14 protein-coding genes are annotated in these 20,543 nt (G+C 57.6%); 11 read left to right on the plus strand and 3 right to left on the minus strand.

Annotation, left to right across the window (positions count from 1 at the left end):
* Positions 1 to 103 precede the first annotated feature (103 nt).
* Complete coding sequence (locus tag D0851_RS19110; protein WP_117620041.1) at positions 104 to 2,950, minus strand: MECDP-synthase; 2,847 nt, start codon at positions 2,948 to 2,950, stop codon at positions 104 to 106.
* Between the two features lie 689 nt (positions 2,951 to 3,639).
* Here D0851_RS19110 and D0851_RS19115 point away from each other — a divergent pair.
* A complete protein-coding gene (locus D0851_RS19115) occupies positions 3,640 to 5,154 on the plus strand; it encodes a fumarate hydratase (RefSeq protein WP_117620042.1) in 1,515 nt (504 codons plus the stop codon).
* Positions 5,155 to 5,239: 85 nt separating this feature from the next.
* Here the strand turns inward: D0851_RS19115 and D0851_RS19120 are convergent, their stop codons facing one another.
* On the minus strand, positions 5,240 to 6,694 hold the full coding sequence (locus tag D0851_RS19120; protein WP_117620043.1) for a protein adenylyltransferase SelO: 1,455 nt from the start codon (positions 6,692 to 6,694) through the stop codon (positions 5,240 to 5,242).
* 77 nt (positions 6,695 to 6,771) lie between these two features.
* Here D0851_RS19120 and D0851_RS19125 point away from each other — a divergent pair, with 77 nt between their 5' ends.
* The 6 genes from D0851_RS19125 to D0851_RS19150 are packed head-to-tail and all read left to right on the plus strand — an operon-like array spanning position 6,772 to position 13,647.
* Positions 6,772 to 7,710 (plus strand): hypothetical protein, encoded by a 939-nt coding sequence (locus D0851_RS19125; protein ID WP_117620044.1) that lies wholly within the window; start codon positions 6,772 to 6,774, stop codon positions 7,708 to 7,710.
* Between the two features lie 12 nt (positions 7,711 to 7,722).
* The gene (locus tag D0851_RS19130; RefSeq protein WP_117620045.1) at positions 7,723 to 8,526 is read left to right on the plus strand and encodes an HAD-IIB family hydrolase; all 804 of its coding nucleotides are present in this window, start codon (positions 7,723 to 7,725) and stop codon (positions 8,524 to 8,526) included.
* Positions 8,527 to 8,561: 35 nt separating this feature from the next.
* Positions 8,562 to 9,785: a glycosyl transferase gene (locus D0851_RS19135; RefSeq protein WP_117620046.1), complete on the plus strand. Its 1,224-nt coding sequence runs from the start codon at positions 8,562 to 8,564 to the stop codon at positions 9,783 to 9,785.
* On the plus strand, positions 9,782 to 11,512 hold the full coding sequence (locus tag D0851_RS19140; RefSeq protein ID WP_117620047.1) for a sugar phosphorylase: 1,731 nt from the start codon (positions 9,782 to 9,784) through the stop codon (positions 11,510 to 11,512). The genes D0851_RS19135 and D0851_RS19140 overlap by 4 nt, the downstream gene beginning before the upstream one ends.
* A gap of 14 nt (positions 11,513 to 11,526) precedes the next feature.
* Entirely contained in the window at positions 11,527 to 12,648 is a 1,122-nt protein-coding gene (locus D0851_RS19145) for a DUF3524 domain-containing protein (RefSeq protein WP_117620048.1), read from the plus strand.
* 30 nt (positions 12,649 to 12,678) lie between these two features.
* A complete protein-coding gene (locus tag D0851_RS19150; RefSeq protein ID WP_117620478.1) occupies positions 12,679 to 13,647 on the plus strand; it encodes an NAD(P)H-quinone oxidoreductase in 969 nt (322 codons plus the stop codon).
* Between the two features lie 322 nt (positions 13,648 to 13,969).
* Here the strand turns inward: D0851_RS19150 and D0851_RS20690 are convergent, their stop codons facing one another.
* Positions 13,970 to 14,317: a hypothetical protein gene (locus D0851_RS20690; protein ID WP_227539362.1), complete on the minus strand. Its 348-nt coding sequence runs from the start codon at positions 14,315 to 14,317 to the stop codon at positions 13,970 to 13,972.
* Positions 14,318 to 14,361: 44 nt separating this feature from the next.
* Between D0851_RS20690 and D0851_RS20695 the strand changes: the two genes are divergently transcribed.
* From D0851_RS20695 to D0851_RS19165, 4 genes are all read left to right on the plus strand, one after another.
* Positions 14,362 to 14,553 (plus strand): hypothetical protein, encoded by a 192-nt coding sequence (locus tag D0851_RS20695; RefSeq protein WP_227539363.1) that lies wholly within the window; start codon positions 14,362 to 14,364, stop codon positions 14,551 to 14,553.
* A 153-nt stretch (positions 14,554 to 14,706) separates the two neighbouring features.
* Positions 14,707 to 16,017, plus strand: coding sequence for a type VI secretion system Vgr family protein (locus D0851_RS20700; protein ID WP_227539364.1), 1,311 nt, complete (start codon positions 14,707 to 14,709; stop codon positions 16,015 to 16,017).
* Positions 16,014 to 19,391 (plus strand): hypothetical protein, encoded by a 3,378-nt coding sequence (locus D0851_RS19160; protein ID WP_117620049.1) that lies wholly within the window; start codon positions 16,014 to 16,016, stop codon positions 19,389 to 19,391. Before D0851_RS20700 ends, D0851_RS19160 begins: the two co-directional genes overlap by 4 nt.
* A complete protein-coding gene (locus tag D0851_RS19165; RefSeq protein ID WP_117620050.1) occupies positions 19,388 to 20,473 on the plus strand; it encodes a hypothetical protein in 1,086 nt (361 codons plus the stop codon). The genes D0851_RS19160 and D0851_RS19165 overlap by 4 nt, the downstream gene beginning before the upstream one ends.
* Positions 20,474 to 20,543 lie beyond the last annotated feature (70 nt).

Consider the following 20,543-nt stretch of genomic DNA (forward strand, 5'->3'; position numbering starts at 1 on the left):
GTAAAGGAAGTCGCCGCCATCATAATCAATGGGTGGCGGCGTTTTTTTGGACTGTAAAAAAGCCCTGGCATCGCCAGGGCTTTGGTCGGTTAGAGGCAGTTACTTAAGGAACTTGCTGTTCATCCTGATCCAGCGCATTGCCGAGGGTCGTGCTGCTGCCCAAGGATGCACCGATGGCCGGGATAGAAGAGCCTGGAACCGGCTGACTACTGAGGGCTTGAGCCGTCTGGGTCACCATGGCGCTGAATGCAACGCTCGTGTCGGCCGCACCATTGGGGCAGGCATCGTTAGGCGCAATCGGAGCGACGAAGGTTCCGTGGTTGGCGTCTGAGCAAGGGTTGGTGCCGTCGAAGAAGCTTGCCACTGGCATCGCACTACCTGTGGAAGTGTCTGAGTCGATGATGGAAAGGCCCTCTGCACCGTTCGACAGCCTGGTGCCGCCGGCGCCCAAGTCAATCAGTGCCATCAGCGGCTCGGTGCCAACCAGCGGAGCAGAGAATGCGCTACCCAGTGTGTTGACGTTGGCTTCGTTCGGCACAGTGCCATCGCCAACGACTTCGGTAACCAGCAGGTTTCCAGTGGACCCGCCCAGAGACTTGGCAAAGTTCACCGGATCTCCGGCGTCGGAGATGGACTGGAACACGTAGAAGAAGCTCTCAAAGTCCGAGGAGCCCTGAGTTACGCCGGCGGCAGCAAGCCCTGGAAGAACGCGACCAGAAATGCTTGGTGAGTTCTCGATCAGACGAGTCACCTGTCCGCCGGTATTATGCAACACAATAGAGTTCAGCGTCGGGAAGGTAAAGCTGCTCAGAGGAGCGCCTGCCTGGGCATAAATGCCATTGAGCGTTCCATTGAGAGTTGGATCGTTGGCAAGGGCAGCAAAGACCGTTCCCGAAACACCACCGAGCGAGTGGCCGATGAAATTAACCGGAACATCTGCCAGATCACCCTGCGTGCCCGGATTTCCGTCAATGTCGAAGGTCTGAATTGATGCTGCAACGTTTAACAGGTCAACCACGCCCTGTCGCAGGTTGTCCCGACTGTTCATCATGTTCAGGGGGTTAATGAAGAGGCTTCCTGAAGAGATGTTAGCCAAGTCGGCGGCAACAGGCTGAAGGGAGGCATTGGCGGTGTACCCGAAGTGCCGCTCGCCAATGTAGTCCGCGCTAATCAGCGCATTCAATTGCACTTCCAGTGCCGTGCCGGAAACTCCCGGTGCCTGAAGCATCTGGTTGACTGCGGTAGTGAGGACATCTTCATCCAATGGTGTGAGGCCCGGAATCGTACCAGCTGTGGCACCAGCAAGACCGTGTAGGGGCTGATCAATGGCTACAACGGCCTGACACGCTGCCTGGGCAAGCACGATGCCCGGCAACATTGCAACGCTGCGATCAACGGTAATCCCGTGTTGAAGAATGGTTACCCCGTTGGGCTTAGCGGGATCAGCACAAGATGCGGGGCGTGAATCAGTAGACGGATTGAAAATAACGACCGGTACGGTTGTATCAGCTTTCTTTTCCGGGAACGGGAAATAACCGTTCACGTTCAGGGTGCCGTCAATGTCGCGCAGGAAGCTGAAAACGGTTTCGCCCGGGGCCAGGCTCTCATTCAGATCTTCTTCCAGGCTGGTATTTCCTGTCCAGTTGCCAGTCACGATACCGGCACCAGTTTCACCGGGGAGGCTCTGGAAATAGGGAAGGGTAATTGCCCCCTGGTGAACCTGTACCTGAGTCGCTGCTTGAGCAATGCTGTTGGATGCCTCAAGACTCTGAATGGTCGCGAGATCTGACGCTTCGCTCTTGGGAAGGAAGAAAGACGGACGCGGTACCGGCAAGTGGAGCGTGTCGCCAATTTCGCCCGCTATGGCATTTCCGATGGCGGTCTCTGTTGTCGCCTGCTGCGCGGCACCAAGGGCCGTAATCGCATCAAGTTCCTGCGCTGTAAGCGTGCTTGGATCAACCGATCCACCTTGCAAACCGGCTGCGAGGGTTCGAAGTTCGCCAAGCTTTGTGGTCAGCTGTGAAAAGTTCAGGGTCGGATAGTTGTCACGAACGGCCTTCAAAAGAGCTGTGAAGCCAACCTTCTGGCCAAGAGCACTGCCAAAAACGGCAGGGGCCATCATGGCGCGCAGCACATCTGTATCGGAGTTTGTCGTAAACGTGTATGCCAAGGCCGATTCCGGAGTGTTCTGGGGAATCGCTAGTGCAAGGAAGCCGTTCGCCAACTGATCCGAAGCTGCCAGGAGGCTCTTTATGTTGGCTAGCGCGGGGTTGCCCAAAACACCATCGGCCAGGTTTACGTCCTGTACGGACCTTTCGATAGGCTTGCCGTTGGTGCCAACAATATCGTTAGTCGCTACGACCAGGTACTTTTGGCCCTCCTTGAGCGGCTCCAGGGGAACGATACGGATAGCGTTATCGCTGCCGCTGTCCACGCTTACAACGTCGGCACGGAAGTTCGGGGTCGAGGCTAGATCAAAAGGATTGCTCTGGTCGATGCCTGAAGGATTGGTGTTTGGCAGTGCTTCAGGAACTCCCTCCACAGCATCTTTAACATTGACGGCCAGCAGGAAGACAGTTGCTCCCGCTTGTACCGACTGAGGATTCAGGGATCCATCGAATTTCAGGGTGAATGCGCCTGAGGTCGAGAAGCCGGACAGGTCGTTTATAGCATCATCAGCGGGAGATGTGCCGGTAGAAAGCCCAGTGAAGTCGTAATTGGCACTCTGGGTCGCGCCCAGCAACAGGATCAGGTCCGAGTTGATCGGGAACTGCGGGTCTGCCGCGATCGGGTTCGGATCGTAGATCGGGCGCACAATTGATCTATCAATCGTCGTGTCTTCAATCTGATAATCCGGATTGGCATTCGCCCCCGTATTGCCGCCCTCAAGGCAGCCTGTAAGTCCAACGGAAGACGCCACGGCAAGACTTATTAGAGTTTTCTTGAACATGGGTGGAACCTTTTCCTGTTGTTGTGTCGTTATGTTCGGCAGCTGACGGGGCCGGTCTGATCCGGTAAGCCCGTTGTCAGTGGCCTGTTCTGCTTAAACGGTTGTTCTGAAATTGTAGCCAGCGCTGTAAGCCAATTTCTGTATCTATGACTATAGCGACAGTATGGCAAGTGTTGATCAGCCAAAAGTGTGATTCTAGTGTAGTGCATTGCCTTATTTGATACTTATAGCGAGTACCTCAGGGGGGCCAGCTGCAAGGCGCGATCGCGCAGGCATAGCGGGCTACGTCAAGCGGTCGCAACACCGCAGATGGCCCCCCTGAGGTACTCGCCCGGAGGGAGCTCCGTACAGCCGCGATCACTGCGTTGGAGCTCTTGGAAAGGGCTACGGCCATTCCCGGCGAGCTCCGTCTTGCGCTCGCGGCTGTACGGAGCTCTATAAGTACCAAATAAGGCAATGCACTACACTACACTGATGCTTTGAACCCTCCCCGCACGGTTGGAGCTCGGCCTTTGTGAAAAATAGTTGCCGGTTAACGGTTTGTCGAGCTTCGGTGCCGGTAGCGCTCCGGTTTTTCCACGAATGGCTTCGCCATCTGTCGAATCACTCGCCAAACCGATTTTCTGGTAAACTCTCGCCTCCCGATTTCCGATGACACAACATAACGATATCAAGCTGATGAGGCGCCTATGACCACCGTAATCCGCCAGGACGACCTGATTGAAAGCGTAGCGGACGCGCTGCAGTTCATTTCCTACTACCACCCGAAGGATTTCATTGACGCGGTTCATGAAGCCTACCAGCGGGAAGAGAGCGAGGCGGCCAGGGATGCCATGGCCCAGATTCTGATCAATTCACGTATGTGTGCCCAGGGTCACCGGCCGCTGTGCCAGGACACCGGTATTGTCACCGTATTCGTGAACATCGGAATGAACGTGCAGTGGGATTGCGAGCTGCCGCTGGATGAGGTGATCAACGAAGGCGTGCGCCGGGCGTACACGCATCCGGATAACGTACTGCGGGCTTCGATCCTGGCGGATCCGGATGGCAAGCGCCAGAACACCGGTGATAACACGCCGGCCATCATCCACTATAAGGTGGTGCCGGGCGACAAGGTTGAGGTGCATGTTGCCGCCAAGGGCGGCGGTTCCGAGGCGAAATCCAAGTTCGCCATGCTGAATCCTTCGGATTCGGTCGTGGACTGGGTGCTGAAGATGGTGCCGCAAATGGGCGCTGGCTGGTGCCCGCCGGGCATGCTGGGTATTGGTATCGGTGGTACCGCGGAGAAAGCCATGGAAATGGCAAAAGAATCTTTGCTGGACCCGATCGATATTCACGATCTGCAAGAGCGTGGCGCGTCCAGCCGCGCAGAGGAGCTGCGCCTGGAGCTGTTCGACAAGGTCAACGAGTTGGGCATTGGTGCCCAGGGCCTCGGCGGCCTGACCACGGTTCTGGATGTAAAGGTGAAGGACTACCCGACTCACGCCGCCAACAAGCCCGTGGCTATCATTCCGAACTGTGCGGCCACCCGCCATGCTCACTTTACCCTGGATGGCACCGGCCCCTCCCTGCAGACCCCACCGAGCCTGGACGACTGGCCGGAAATCACCTGGGAAGTGGGTGAAAACGTTCGCCGCGTGAACCTGGATACCGTAACACCGGAAGATGTGAAGGACTGGCAGCCGGGTGAAACCGTTCTGCTGTCCGGCAAGATGCTGACCGGCCGCGATGCCGCCCACAAGAAGATGGTGGACATGATCGGAAAAGGCGAGGAGCTGCCGGTGGATCTGAAGGGCCGTTTCATCTACTACGTGGGCCCAGTGGATCCGGTGCGCGAAGAAGTAGTTGGTCCCGCCGGCCCGACCACTGCAACCCGTATGGACAAGTTCACCCACACCATGCTGGAGAAAACGGGCCTGACCGGCATGATCGGTAAGGCCGAGCGCGGCCAGGTAGCCATCGACGCCATCAAGGAATTCGGTGCGGTTTACCTGATGGCCGTGGGTGGTTCCGCCTACCTGGTTTCCAAGGCGATCAAGCACGCCGAAGTGGTTGCCTTCCCGGAGCTGGGTATGGAAGCGATTTACGAGTTCGAAGTAGAAGATATGCCGGTCACGGTAGCGGTAGACTCACGTGGTTCTTCGGTGCACCAGACCGGCCCGGCTGAATGGCACGAGAAGATCATCGCGGCCAAGGCAGTCTGAAAGCTGAAATTGGGGTCAGATGAAAATGGGGTCAGATGAAGTTTCATCTGACCCCATTTTCATCTGACCCCGTCTTTATCTACGGTCAGCTGGAACAGCTGATATTCAGATGCTTGCCCCAGTCTGGCGGTAAAGCAGCGTAAGCTTCGTTTTCCGGCTGCTCATCGAAGGGGCGCTCCAGAACCTTGAGCAGTGCCTTCATCGGTTCATAATCCCCGTTCTGTGCTTCCAGGATAACCTGCTGGGCCAGATAGTTTCTCAGCACATACTTCGGATTCACCCCGCGCATGGCGTACTCTCGTTCGTCGTGGGCACGGGTCTCGCTCTTGAGTCTCTCTTCATAGCGCTCCAGCCACTGGTCCGCTACGCTGCGATCCACGAACAGGTCCCTGACTGGCGCGTGGCCTTTAGCATATAGATTGGACAGTGCCCGGAAGAACGCGGTGTAGTCCACGTGATGCTCATGCAGCATGCTGAAGGTGTCCATGATCAGGCTCAGGTCTCCCTCATCCTCGATTGCCAGGCCCAGTTTGTCGCGCATGTTCTGCAGGAACCGTTCGTTGTAGGCGGTTTCGTAGCGGCGCAGCCCCCGGCGCACGTCATCCTCATCCATAATCGGCAGGAGGGCACGGGCCAGGTACTGGCAATTATCAAAGCCCACCTGCGGCTGGCGGTTGTAGGCGTATCGCCCGGCCTGGTCGGTGTGGTTGCAGATGTAGCCAGCATCGAAATCGTCGAGGAATGCGAAGGGGCCATAATCAAAGGTGTCGCCGATGATCGACATATTGTCGCTGTTCATCACGCCATGGCAGAAGCCCACAGCCTGCCAGTCTGCAATCATCCGGGCGGTGCGCTCCACCACCTCCCCGAACCAGCGGCTGTGGCGTTCGTCATCCGGCAGGCTGATCAAATGGGGAAAGTGCAGCGAGATGACGTGTTCGAGCAGGGTTTTGACCGTTTCCGGTCCTTCATGATGGGCCGCGAACTCGAAATGGCCGAAGCGGATATGGCTCTGGGCCACCCGAACCAGCGCTGCGGCGGTTTCGATGGATTCCCGGCGAACCGGGTCTCTGGCGCTTACCATAAAAAGAGCCCGGGTAGTGGTGATGCCCAGGCCATGCATGGCTTCACTGCAGAGGTATTCGCGGATGGTGGAGCGCAGAACGGCCCGGCCGTCGCCGAATCGGGAATAGGGGGTCATGCCTGCGCCTTTCAGGTGCCAGTCCCAGCGGCGACCGTCCGGCCCCACGGTTTCCCATAGCAGGAGGCCCCGGCCGTCGCCGAGTTCGGGGTTGTATACGCCGAACTGGTGGCCGGTGTATTTCATTGCCACCGGGTCCATGCCCTCAAGCAACTCTGTACCTGCGCCCACGCCGGTCCAGTCGGATTCGGACTCGGCATGGAAGCCCATCTGCCCAGCCAGCGTGTGGTTGAAGCACACCATCTTTGCGCCGCTCAGGGGTGAGGGTTGGACTCTTGTATAAAAGCTGTCCGGGAGTTCCAGGTAGCGATGCTCCACACGAAAACCGTTGCCACTCATAAAATGCCTATACTCCCATTGGTACGAATTCTGCTGACCTGTTTCTTAAACCATCTGTCAAAACCGGGAAAACCAACGTGCCTGACCGATCGCTCGAACAAACCATCAAGGCCCTGATTCAACAGGAGGGCCTGCCCGAGACCTACGCCCAGACCGTGGAACAGACCATTTTGCCACTGGCGGACCATATCCTGGCGCTCCATGATACGGAAAAACGCCCGGTAGTGGCGGGCATTCACGGAGCCCAGGGCACTGGCAAGTCCACGCTGACCCTGTTTCTGCGGGAAATTCTCGCCCGGCACCGGAACTGTCCCACCGCCAGCTTTTCCCTTGATGACATCTACCTTACCAGAGCTGAGCGCCAGGACCTTGCCGAACGGGTCCACCCCCTGTTTAAAACCCGGGGTGTGCCGGGCACCCACGATGTTGCACTCGGGCAAAGAGTGTTGGGCCAGCTTCGCTCCGCGGGGCCTGATGCCACTACCCCGATTCCTTCCTTCGACAAATCCAGGGATGATCGGGTTCCAACCGATGGCTGGCCTGCCTTCCCGGGCCGGGCGGAGGTGATCCTGATTGAAGGCTGGTGTCTGGATGCCCGGCCCGAGGATGAGGGGGTGCTGAGGTCTCCGATCAATCGGCTGGAGGCGGACGAAGACCCCGATGGAACCTGGCGGACGTATGTCAATGAGCAGTTGAAAGGCCAGTACCGCGATTTTTTCGGCCAGATCGATTGCCTGGTGATGCTGAAAGCCCCGTCCATGGAGTGTGTTCTGGAATGGCGCAGTCTACAGGAGCAGAAGCTGGCCCGGAAAATCCGTGGCGCACCAGAGTGGGGCGATGCTGGTGCCTGCGCCCAAGGCTTGCGCATTATGGATGACGACGAAGTCGCCCGATTCGTCATGCATTACGAACGCGTTACCCGGGCCTGTCTTGCTGAAATGCCGGGCCGGGCTGATGTTCTGATTAAGGTGGCCGAGGATCACTCCCTGGGCCTTCCGCAGTTCCGCGCAGGTTAACGGAGACCCACCATGGCCAGACCCCGTTTGCTTATTTTTTCAGACCTGGACGGCACCCTGCTTGACCACGACGATTATCGCTGGCAGCCGGCGCGCCCCGCGCTGGCAAAGCTCCGGGCGGCGGCGATTCCGCTGGTGCTCAACTCCAGCAAGACCCTGCCGGAAATACGGGCGTTGCGGGAGGAGCTTGGAAATACCGCCCCCTTTATTGTCGAAAACGGTGCAGCGGTCATTATTCCGCCTCACACCTTCGGCAATACCGCTGAGGAAGTGGTGAATTTTGGTGCAACCCGGGACCGGGTGCTCGAAGTCCTTGGCGCCCAACGGACCGCGGGTGCGCAGTTTCGGGGCTTCGATGACATGTCTGCCGAAGAGCTGGCCGGTGAAACGGGTCTCGATCCGGCCGCGGCAGAACGGGCGAAACAGCGCCTGGGTACCGAGCCGTTAATCTGGCAGGGTGCCGACGAGGGACTGGCCGAATTTAAAGCGGCCCTGGCGAACGAAAATCTCCGGCTGGTGCCGGGAGGACGTTTCCTTCACGCCATGGGCATTTTCGATAAAGCCGATGGGGCCCGTTTCTTGCTGGGCAAATACCGGGAGCGTTACGGCGAGCAGCCGCTGGTGGCCATCGCCCTCGGCGACAGCCCCAACGATCAGCGAATGCTCGAATCGGCGGATATACCGGTGGTGATCCGGGGCGTAAAAAGCGAAGAGGTGACGTTACCTTCGGCAAAGCACGCCATGCGCTCCCTCAAGCCCGGCCCCGAAGGCTGGAATGAGTGTGTGCTCAATCTCTTGTTTGAGTACGGGTACTGACCTGTTTAAGTAAGGGTATAAAAAGGAGAGCCGCCATGGGCGACTTTTACCAGAATGGCATTATCACCACCCTCCATAACCTGGTTCGCCGCCCGGTGGAGGACCTCGAAGCGGAGTTGATGAACTTCCGCAAATCCCGCCCCATGTCCCTGGTGCTGCCGTCGCTCTATTCCGAGCTGGAAGGCCCGGCCCTGAAAAACATCGTGCAGGAACTTGGCAAGGTGTCCTATCTGGATCAGGTTGTTATCGGCCTGGACCGGGCGAACGAGGAGCAATATCGCCATGCCCTCGAGTATTTCTCTGAGTTGCCCCAGAACTTCAAAGTGTTGTGGAACGACGGGCCGCGACTGAGGGCCATTGATCTCCAGCTTCGTGAGCAAAATCTGGCACCGACGGAAATGGGCAAGGGACGAAATGTCTGGTACTGCTTCGGCTATGTGCTGGCGTCTGGGGTGAGTAAATCGGTTGCGCTGCACGATTGCGACATCCTGACCTATTCCAGGGACCTGGTGGCGCGGCTGATATACCCGGTGGCGAACCCGGGCTTCAACTATATGTTCTGCAAAGGCTATTACGCCCGGGTGGCCGATAGCAAAATGAACGGTCGGGTCAGCCGCCTGTTGGTGACACCACTGATCCGGGCCCTGAAAAAGGTGTGCGGCCCCAACGATTTTCTGGATTACCTGGACAGTTACCGCTATCCCCTGGCCGGTGAATTCTCGTTCCGTACCGACGTGATCAACGATCTGCGCATCCCCAGCGACTGGGGCCTGGAGATCGGAGTGCTTTCGGAAATGAAGCGCAACTACGCGACCAACCGTCTGTGCCAGGTGGACATCGCCGATGTGTACGATCACAAACATCAGGAACTGTCCCCCGAGGATGCCAGCAGGGGGCTCTCAAAAATGAGCATGGACATCGCCAAGGCCCTGTTCCGCAAGCTGGCGACCAACGGCGAGATTTTCTCCAACGAGAAATTTCGCACCATCAAGGCCACCTATTTCCGGATCGCCCTGGATTTTGTCGAAACCTACCAGAACGACGCCATAATCAACGGCCTGACCTTTGACCGGCACAAGGAAGAGAAAGCCGTGGAGCTGTTCGCCCAGAATGTGATGCGGGCCGGCGCCTATTTTCTGGATAACCCCATGGATACCCCCTTCATTCCCAGCTGGAACCGGGTAACCAGCGCCCTCCCGGATATCAAGGAACAGTTGCTGGAGGCGGTCGAGCTGGATAACGAGGAATTCCGGCCATGAACCAGCCGCTGAAAGCCAAGCTGGTGGCCATGCTGGACGTGGTCTACCCGGAACTGGATTGCGATTTCCTTTCGGAACAGCTGCTGATTACCATGGGTCTGGCGGCCAACCAGCCGCCGCCCCCGGCCCATCAGAACAACTGGGATGAATCGGATGTGGTGCTGATCACCTATGCCGATACGGTGCAGCAGCCAGGGGAGAAGCCTCTGGTCACTTTGCACCGGTTCCTCAGTGACTGCCTGGCTGACAGCCTGTCGTCCGTCCATATCCTGCCGTTTTTCCCCTACAGCTCAGACGATGGTTTCTCGGTGATGGATTACCTGGCTGTCAACGAATCCCACGGAACCTGGGAAGACATCGAGCGCATCGCCCGGGATTACCGGCTCATGGCGGATTTGGTTGTTAACCACATGTCGGCCCGCAGCCGTTGGTTTGAGAATTTCCGAAAACGGGTGGATCCGGGCAAGGACTATTTCTTTGAGGGCAATCCCCGGGATGATCTGAGTGCCGTGGTGAGGCCCCGCACCTCACCGCTGCTGAATCCGGTGCAGACCGACGATGGTGAGCGGTACGTCTGGTGTACCTTTAGTGAGGACCAGGTCGATCTGAACTTTGCCAACCCGAAGGTGTTGATGGAGTTCGCGGCGATCATTCGGCAATACCTGGAGCGGGGCATTACCCTGTTCAGACTGGATGCGGTGGCTTTCCTGTGGAAAGAGCCGGGCACGCCCAGCATCCACCTCAGGCAGACCCACGAGCTGATCAAGATCCTGCGCCTTCTGATCGAGCATCACAGTCCGGATGCGGTGGTCATTACCGAGACCAACGTGCCCAACCGCGAAAATCTGACCTACTTTGGCAACGCCAACGAAGCCCATGTTATCTATAATTTTTCCCTGCCACCGTTGCTGATCAATACCCTGGTGACCGGAGACTGCAAGCACCTGAAAACCTGGCTGATGAGTATGCCGCCGGCGCAAATGGGCACCACTTACCTGAACTTCATCGCCTCCCACGACGGCATTGGCATGCGCCCGACCGATGGCCTGCTGACCGATGAGGAAAAGCAGCGGCTGATCAATACCATGGATTCCTTCGGAGGCAAGGTGTCCTATCGCCGTACGGCCGATGGCCGGGACCAGCCCTACGAAATCAACATTGCGCTCTACGATGCCCTGAGGGGAACCGCGGAATCCGGTGCGGATCACTGGCAGTTGCAGCGCTTTATCTGTGCTCACACCGTTATGCTGGCGCTGGAGGGGATTCCGGCGTTCTACATCCACAGCCTGCTGGCGACTGAGAACGATCTGGAGCGGGTGGAGCACACCGGTCGGCTGCGGTCCATTAACCGCAGCCAGTGGCAACTGGATGAGCTGGAGCAGAAGCTCGCGGACCCCCTGAGCCATCACAGCAAGGCCTTCCAGGAGTTGAAGCGCCTGATTGCCATCCGTCGAAAACAGCCCGCATTCCACCCCAATGCCACCCAGTTCACCCTGCATCTGGGCCTTCAGTTATTTGGCTTCTGGCGGCAGAGCATGCGGCGGGATCAGTCGATCTTCTGCATTCACAACATCAGCGATGAGGTTCAGCCAGTGGCTTTGAGTGATATCAATCTCATAGGAACCGATCACTGGCAGGACCTGATCTCGGGTATGAAGATCGATGACCTGTCCGGCTCGATCACACTTAAGCCCTATCAAAGCGTCTGGTTGTCGAACCGGGAGTAGGGCAGAATGCGCCCATGCCCGAACACACAGCAACGAACCGACCCCGAATACTCCTGCTTTCGGCCTACGATGCAGGCAGCCACCGACGCTGGCGGGAACAGCTGGTGGCAACGCATCCGGAGTTCGACTGGCATACCCTGGCCCTGCCGCCCCGGTTCTTCCAGTGGCGGATTCGTGGTAATGCGCTGAGCTGGTTTCGGGAACCCTTGCTGCAGGAATCCTGGGATCTGTTGCTGGTTACCTCCATGGTGGATCTTGCCAGCCTCCGGGGAATCCACCCCCATCTCGCCGCAACGCCTGCCATCCTGTACATGCACGAGAACCAGTTCGCCTACCCGGATTCCGGCAACCAGCATTCCAGCGCTGAGCCTAAAATGGTGAACCTGTACAGTGTGGTCGCCGCGGATACGGTTCTGTTCAACAGCGACTGGAACCGACGCAGCTTTCTTGAGCAGGCCCAGGCTTTTCTGGACAAGCTGCCTGATGGTGTACCTGAAGGCCTGATCCGCACTATTGATGAAAAATCCAGGGTGCTTCCTGTACCGGTTGAAGACAGCCTGTTTGCAGGCGATCATTGTGGCGTTGATCGACAGTGCCCGCATCTGGTGTGGAACCATCGCTGGGAATACGACAAGGGGCCGGACCGGCTGCTGCTTCTGCTGGATGCACTGGTCGCCCGTGGCCAGCCGTTTCGTATCAGTGTAGTGGGTGAGCAGTTCCGCAACGCACCTGAGGCGTTCCGGTTGATCGAGCAGCGACACAGCGAACGGCTGGTCAATTTTGGTTTCATGGCAAGCCGCGACGATTACAACCGGCTGCTCAGGCAGGCGGATGTGGCTGTTTCCACGGCGCTGCACGATTTTCAGGGACTGGCGATGCTGGAGGCCATGGCTTCTGGCTGCCTTGCGCTCGCTCCGGACCGGCTTGCTTATCCGGAATACGTCCCCCGGAATCAGCGCTACCCAAGCCATCCGGGCGAGCCAGAAGCCGAGGCTTTGGCCGCGGCTGACCGGCTTGCGGAACTGTTGGCAAATCCTCCCTTGCCCAGTTGCCCGGGTGAGTGGCGGGTTTCGTCGCTTGCCACTCGCTATGGCGATATCATTCGTGCAACGCTTGAAAAACATGGGGTATCCTGAGCGGATATGAGCAAGGCCGAGATATCAGACATGAGCAAAGCAATCAAGATGACGGGGGCCAACCTCCGCTGGGAAACCTGGGAAGGGCCGGGTGAGCCACCGGCAGATCACGTAGAAATCGAAGTAGTCTGGACAGCAATCAACCGGGCGGACCTTATGCAGCGGGCCGGTGTTTACCCGCCTCCGCCGGGTGCCTCCGACATCCTGGGCCTGGAAGTGAGTGGCCGGATTGCCTCGGTTGGCCCGGGCGTTAGCCGCTTTCAGCCCGGGGATGAAGTGTGTGCCTTGCTGACGGGCGGGGGCTACGCCACCCGCGTGGTTGTACCGGACATTCAGGTATTGCCAATACCCAAGGGCCTGACTCTGGAGAAAGCCGCGGCGATTCCGGAAGTTTTTGCCACGGCCTGGCTGAACCTCTACCACGAGGCAGCGCTGAAACCCGGTGAGCGGGTGCTTCTGCACGCAGGCGCCAGCGGACTGGGCACCGCTGTTATTCAACTGGCCACGGCGTTTGGCAACCCGGTGTTTGCGACCGCCGGCGATGACGCCAAGCTGGAGACCTGCCGGAACCTGGGAGCCAGTGGTGTCTGGAACCGGAAAGCGGGTTCCTTTGTTGACGCGGTTAAGAGCTGGGGCGGGGTGGATATGGTGCTGGACCCGGTCGGCGGCAGTTACATTGCGGACGACCAGAAGGTGCTGAATGTCGACGGCCGCATTGTGCTGATCGGACTGATGGGCGGGCGAATGGCCGAAGTGGATCTGGGGCTGATGCTGATCAAGCGCCAGCGCCTGATCGGCTCCACGCTTCGCTCCCGCACCGTCGCAGACAAAGGCGAGGTGATGCAGGCCCTGTACCGGCATGTCTGGCCACTGCTCAGTGCCTGCCAGATCGAACCGCTGATCGACAGCACCTGGCCGATTGAGCAGGTAGAAGAGGCAATGGCCTACGTCTCCGAAAACAAGAACACCGGAAAGGTGCTCCTGAAAGTCTCAGACTGATCCGGCAGGCCTTGCAGGAAAGCTGATCGGTTGAAATCGGGGTCAGATGAAAATGGGGTCAGATGAACTTTTCATCTGACCCCATTTTCATCTGACCCCATGTTCAGCCCTCACCACTGGATTTTCTGAACCAGTGCTGGTACTTTCCCCGCCAGTTGTTGTTCGTCAACCCGACCAGGATGTGGTTGGCGTGGAATTCGGGGTCAGATGAAAGTTCATCTGACCCCAACTTCAGGGATTGAAGATATGCCCCAGGCAAGCGGATTGCAGTTTACCGCCCGTGTTGGCGAACTCCCCCGGATCTATTCTCAGTGGTTTGGCTTCACCCTGCCGGACGCCTTTCCGAGGTGTTCCACGTCGCCTTGAGCTGGCCAGTACCGACGGTCGATTCAGGCTGCGGGACATTCTGGAACAACCGGTCGATCTCGCCGTCTGGCAGGGACGGCGTGCCGCTTCGGCGTTTCACCGGCGTGGTCAGCGAATTCGCCCGGGCGATGCCGGCCACCGGCGCACCCGCTACGAACTGGTCATCCAGCCCCCGCTCTGGCGTCTGGCCTGATGCACAACAGGCCGGATCTTCCAGGCCCAAGGCACCGATGCCATCGTGCGGACCCTGTTGGAGGAGCGGGGCATTATCGATTCGGTCTTTGATTTCAAACGCCCACCGCAAGAGCGGGAGTATTGCGTCCAGGCACCGGGAAAGCGACCGGGCCTTTGTCGAACGCCTTGGCCGCCGAGGAAGGCTGGCACTACCGCTACGAACACGGCAGCGTGGACGGGGAGATTCAACCGGCCCTGGTCATCGCCGACCACCACGGCGGATGCCCCGACACTGGCTCCCGCGGAGTACAACGCCAACGCGGGCGGCAGCACCCGGCGCCCGGTGGTGTATCGTTTCCGATATGAGGGAGGCGGTGCGGTGGGCCTCCGTGGCCATGAAGGACTACACCTTCAGGAATCCGGCCTACCCCTGATGCACGAGAATGCCACGGCGGATTGCATCATCGCTGAGGGACTACCAGCACTACGACTACCCCGGCCGTTTCAAGGCCGACGCCAGTGGCCAGCCCTTCACCGAAGGCCAGACTTCAGTCCCTGCGCAACGACGCCCGCACCGCCACCGGGGAGAGCAACCGCCCGGATTCTGTGCGGGTGCCAAAGGTAGAACTGACTGACCACGGCAGCGATGCCCTGAACCGGGAATGGCTGCTGACGGCGATCATCCACACCGGCACCCAACCCCAGGCCCTGGAAGAAGAGGACGGCAGCGAGCCGACCACCTACCATAACCAATTCCGCGCGGTGCCCGCCGACATCCCCTGGCGGCCACAAACCCAACACCGCCCCCGGATGGACGGCCCGCAGATTGCCATGGTCACCGGGCCCGAGGGTGAAGAGATTCACTGTGATAAGCACGGCCGGGTAAAAGTCCGCTTTCCGTGGGATAGATACAGCCGCAATAACGAACACAGCAGCGCCTGGCTACGGGTCAGCCAGGGCTGGGCCGGCGGCCAGTACGGCTTCATGGCACTGCCCAGGATGGGCCACGAAGTGATTGTCTCCTTCCTGGACGGCGACCCGGACCAGCCCATCATCACCGGTCGCACCCACCACGTCACCAACACGCCGCCCTATGCGCTGCCGGAACACAAAACCCGCACCACCCTGAAAACCAAAACCCACAAGGGCGAGGGCAGCAACGAACTGAGGTTTGAAGACGAAGCCGACCAGGAGCAGATCTACCTCCACGCCCAGAAAGACCTGGACTTGCTTACCGAGAACAACCGGACCGAGGTGATCCGGAACGATAGCCACCTCACCGTCGAGAACAACCGCTTCAGCCACACAAAAGCCAATGAACACTGCACTGTCGACGGAGAAAAGCGCGAATCCGTGGGCGGCGATTGCCCTCAGAACATCGGCGGCACCTTCCACCAGAAATCCGGCAAGGGCACCCTCAGCGAAGCCGGTACTGAAGTACACCACAAGGCCGGCGCCAAAGTGGTGCTGGACGCCGGAGCAGAGCTCACTATTTCGGCGGGTGGCAGTTTGCTCAAGCTGGATCCGAGTGGCGTGACGCTGGCGGGGCCGGGGGTGGGGATCAATTCTGGGGGGAGTCCGGGGGGTGGTACTGGCACTTTTCCTCAGAATACTCAGTTTCCGCAGATTCTGGAAAAAGACAAACCAGTAGCGGCGTCTGAAGTGAGGCTTGCGAATGTCAGCACTCGCCAAAATGGTTCTTCAGCCGACGCCCCTCTACAGGAGTTGCCTGGCAGCGAGCGAAAGCTGATTGTCGATGTTATCGGCGGCAAACTCGACAGGGACACCGTGGAGGCCTGGAAAGGGGTGTCAAAGGAGGACAACGAATGACTGATACTGTGGCGTTTTCAGATGAGTGTAAAGAGCGCTCCGTGTGTCGCAAAGCCGAATACGATGAAACCAACCCGCACGATCTCGTCCTCACGATTCCAAAGCGTAAGGGAGGCCAAATCGCCATTCCGCTCATCAAGAACGCGCGGTCGAATGTCGAGCGGGAAGATCATCAGGAGAACACTCTGCTACGTGTGAAGCCTCTTGCAGAGGTCGAGAGCACGCTACCCGTTACTGTCGGTTATGGTGCGCCCGTCAATCAGGGAAAGGCAGTTGCGATGCTTCGGCCCGGTTTCCTTTATGTTTTTTGTCGCGATAGGTTATGGCGTGAGCTGCAGATCGGTCCGGATTCCAGACTAAGTGATGTTGACCTGGCCAACGCTCGGGAATCGATCAACGATCTAAACAGCAGTTTAAGGATAGAGCGCCCCGCAGAGGGCGAGTGGTTGGATGATGTACTACTACCGGTATTTCTGGAGAGTCAGGCGGTTTTGCACGATTTCCGAATGGCTTACAGCGAAGTTCAGTGGGACTGGAGTTACATCCAGGCGTTGGAAGAAGATGAGCGCACACGGACTGCCCGTACAACTGGTGTAGGGCACGCATGGGCCGTTACCACGGTGGACTCGCTGAGCTTTAGGACCGGATTCCCGGCTTCTCGAATTGAGGATGTGCCCGAATTGCGAGCTCGGGATCTTGGCGTTGAGCTGATGCTGGAGAACCCCCGGGATTTCTTGCCAACCTTTGAACAACCCTCAGATTCAGAGCTCTGTTCAAAACTCGCTAAACGGCTGAAAGACAACCAGGAAGAGGGTGACGAGTCAGTTGGACTGGGTATCCAATGCGATCCTGGGAACGACATGCTGGCCGACTTGCGAGGCCAGAGAGGCCTGGCCTGTGTGGCGCTGCCGGATCCACTGTTCAGATTGCGTCACAGCCTCGCCCAGTTGCAGTTGGCATTGCATTATCTGGATGCGGTGGATGTGTCGATTCAGAAAAACCCTATGGCTCACTCAGCCATGCTGATTAGGCAAGCCGTGTTTGATCCTTTGCCAAATGGAAGTCCCAGTGCCCTGGCCAATTACGCAAAAGCTATAGACCGGGAGAAGTTGGATAATGTGTTGCACACTGCGGAAAAAAATCATGCTATCCGCATAATTGAAAGACACGTTGACGGGCTTCTGGACATGATAAAAGGAAGAAAGCTCGACCCGGTCTTCGACGACTACCGTGAATGCAGGGATGTTGCGATCTGTGAAGCTTACTTGCTGATTGCTGACAAGCTGAACATCCTGCAGCAGATTCCGGGGGTCCTTAAAGCACAGGGTGTGGCAAGCCGCAATCACGTGTTCACCGGTTTACGGCAATGGATAGTTGCTGGCGATTTCCTGGAAAAGTGGGCTCCGGCAGCAGACGAATCAACGAAAGAGCATGAGAGCGATTCTTCTGCAATATCCCCATTTGAGCGCTTGCGACAACTTGCCCAGCAGCAGGCTGAGATTGATGAAGCGTTGTTAAATCGACTGAATGTTCAGTCTTTGGTGCACCTTGAGAAGCAGGTCAGAGAAAACGATGCAGGCAATAGCAGTGCGATCAAGGGGGTTGCTAACGCAGGCAAGGTAGGAGGCATGATTTCTGGTGCCCTTAACGAATGGAGCACTTCGATACTGACAGTATGCAAACGCCTTGTCGAAGAAGACGTGATTCAGTCCCTCGAAATACAGCGGATTATGCAGAGAGTCAGTTCGAATCTTGTGCTGGCTGACCCGACGCTCAGGGGCATCGATGTGATGGGGCGGACCGGGGCTATGGAGCAACGAATTATCGTGGGAGTATCTGGTCATGGTCTCAAACGTGGCCTTACGGATTTCGACCGAACGGAGGGCTTGCTTACACGGAGCAAGGATTACCTGTACGCGGATCTGTTAGATGAGACAGGCAACCGGATGGCTTCGACCAGTCCCGGGCGTGCCGCAGAAGCATTGGATGAGGCCATTAAAAAGGTCGCCGGCTCGGCCTTTGTTTTTTCTGCTCCAGCGGGGCACCCTGAAGCCCATAAACTGAGTTTGCTTAAGGTGGATTATGCCAAGCAGGTTGGGCAGGTAGTGGATGGTCCGGCGGTGTCTCATGGGTTGGTGGTATTGGCTGCTTTTAATGTTTTTTTGGAAGCTCAGTCACTTCGAAAAGCAGTAAAATCTGATCAGGGAAATGTACCTCTAGCAGTTACGAAGCTCTTGGCTGGTGCGGGGAGTGAGCTACTTGCTGCATCACTCAAACTCAGCGAAGTGTTGGGCAGATCCTCCGCTGCGACTGGGGCTACTGCAAGAGTACATCAGATCGCGGTCCGACCTCTGTTTGATATGAAAAACTGGACATTTATTGGGAGCTTGCTGAAACGTAGTGGAGCCTCTACGCTGGTCCGTGTCGCGGGCCTGGCAACATTCGTCGCTGGCGGGGTCGGAGCTGGCCTGAGCTATTGGGGCATGCGAATCAGCATGACCAATAAGGACTTCGATACCGCGACAGGGCATGCAATCGCCATGACCGGAAGCTTGGTTGTTTTGTCGTCTCCCCTTATGCATGGCTTGCTGGCAATACCAGGTTGGGGCTGGGCTATTTTTGGTTTAGTGATGACGGTTGGTGGCGGGCTGTATGCGGGGGCTGCCACCGATGATGCCTTTGAAAAACTGCTCAAACGTGGCCCTTGGGGCACTTACCCTGATGGAGCGTTGCCGGGGCGGGATGATCAAGCCTACTACAGCCAGTTGCTGGCCCTTTTGTCGCCTGTTCAGGTGACGGCCCAGCGGTATGAGGAGGTGGAGCAAGACCCTGCGCTCGCCCACCCTGACTATCCGCCGAAAGCGGATGATTACGTGATTACGCTCCAGTTCCCGCTCGTTAGTCGCTTGAGGATATACCGAAAGGGTGGTGGCGGCCTAACTGACAGCCCATTCCGTTTGGTAGTCCAGGAGGTAGCCTACCAGTCCTCGACAGCTACAGCTGTCGCTCCCGGCTCGACAGATTCGGTAAGTGATACCCAGATGCTTAAGGTCACACCGCTGACCAAGGTCACCGCCCGGCAGTCCCTGCCCAACCAGTCAGCGGTTCGATTCCTTGTGCGGCGTGAAATCCAGGACAGCAGTTATCAGGGTTTGTTTTACGAGGAGACTGTAACGACTCAGGTCCGAGTTGGGCTTCAGGCCACCCTGGATACCGAACTGGGACCGCTGGTGTTCCCCGCCCCGGTGCTCGAAGACTACGAGCCGTTCGATGTTACACAGCATAGTCAACCACCTTCCAAAGTTCGGTCGGTCCTGAACCCCTATTCCCAGCCTCAATCCCCTTACTGGTACTTCACCGAGGTCAGCACATGAACAGCGAACACGAACAATCCGTGTTCATGGACACAGCCTTCCGGGCATCGGCCATTGGCCCCTTGCCCGAGGCCCCGACTAAACGCACCCGCATTGGCGAAGAGTTGCAGCCTTTTGGCAGCTATGCGGGGGCCGTTCCTTACCTTGGCACGATTCAGGATGTTGAGGCACTTCAGGACTGCGAAAAGAGCGATCCGGAATTCCGGGATGAGGATTGGTGGTGGGATCATCAGCGGATACGGTTTTTGAACGGGAAGCTGGGGCTTAAGTTCTTGATCTTAATCATACCTCTTACTTGGATAATTTTTCTGTGGCTGAGCGGAGTGGGAATGGTTTGCTGGGGGGTTGTAGAGTTCCTCGAACAACCTAACCTGTCTGATGCCATTGCTATCATCGCGATTGCAACAGCCTTTCTTCTGACATTAAGTTGGTTTGCATTTGCGATCTGGGTGACCCCCGTCACCACCAACTGGATCATGAGCACCGGCCTAGGCTTCCTTCTCAAACCATTCGAAAAGACACTCAACAAACGGTTAAACGAGACAATGGAGGACGGCTGCAGTGAATTCAACCGAGTCACCGGCCAGGTCCGGATTGCTTTGGGACGAAAACGCTTTTTCGAAGTTCCCTTTGTGGAATTCGATGCCTATGTGGACCGGGTTATCCAGGAAAGTGGCGTCTTTTACCGGTTAATGTTGGTGCACCGCTATACCCAGAAAACCTTCAACAAAACGGCCTTTAGCACCATTGAGTCAAACAAGAATGAAGTACTGGCTACCTGGGATATGCTGCAGCGTTACATGGATGTGAGTCAGCCGCTACCTGATACCCCTCGCCTCGAACCTTTCCGTCACCTGGACCCGGTAACGGCAGAACACGACAGGAGGACAGGACGCAATCCCCGGTACTGGCGAGACCTTGACCTGGAATCCTGGAAGGACGGTGAGGGCTGGGCAGAAGTTTATAGACATCAGAATGAATACCCCTGGGGAACCCGATTCTGCAAGCTTACTCCGCAACTGGGCAAGATATCGATGGAGGAATATCGGAAACAACGCCCGGCTGGCGCATCACCAATTTAAGGCCTGATCGAAGAAGCAAGTCTCAATTGTTGCAACACGCAACAACCGTGGTAACCTGTAACAGGCCAGA

Source organism: Marinobacter sp. Arc7-DN-1 (genome assembly GCF_003441595.1).
GTDB lineage: Bacteria > Pseudomonadota > Gammaproteobacteria > Pseudomonadales > Oleiphilaceae > Marinobacter > Marinobacter metalliresistant.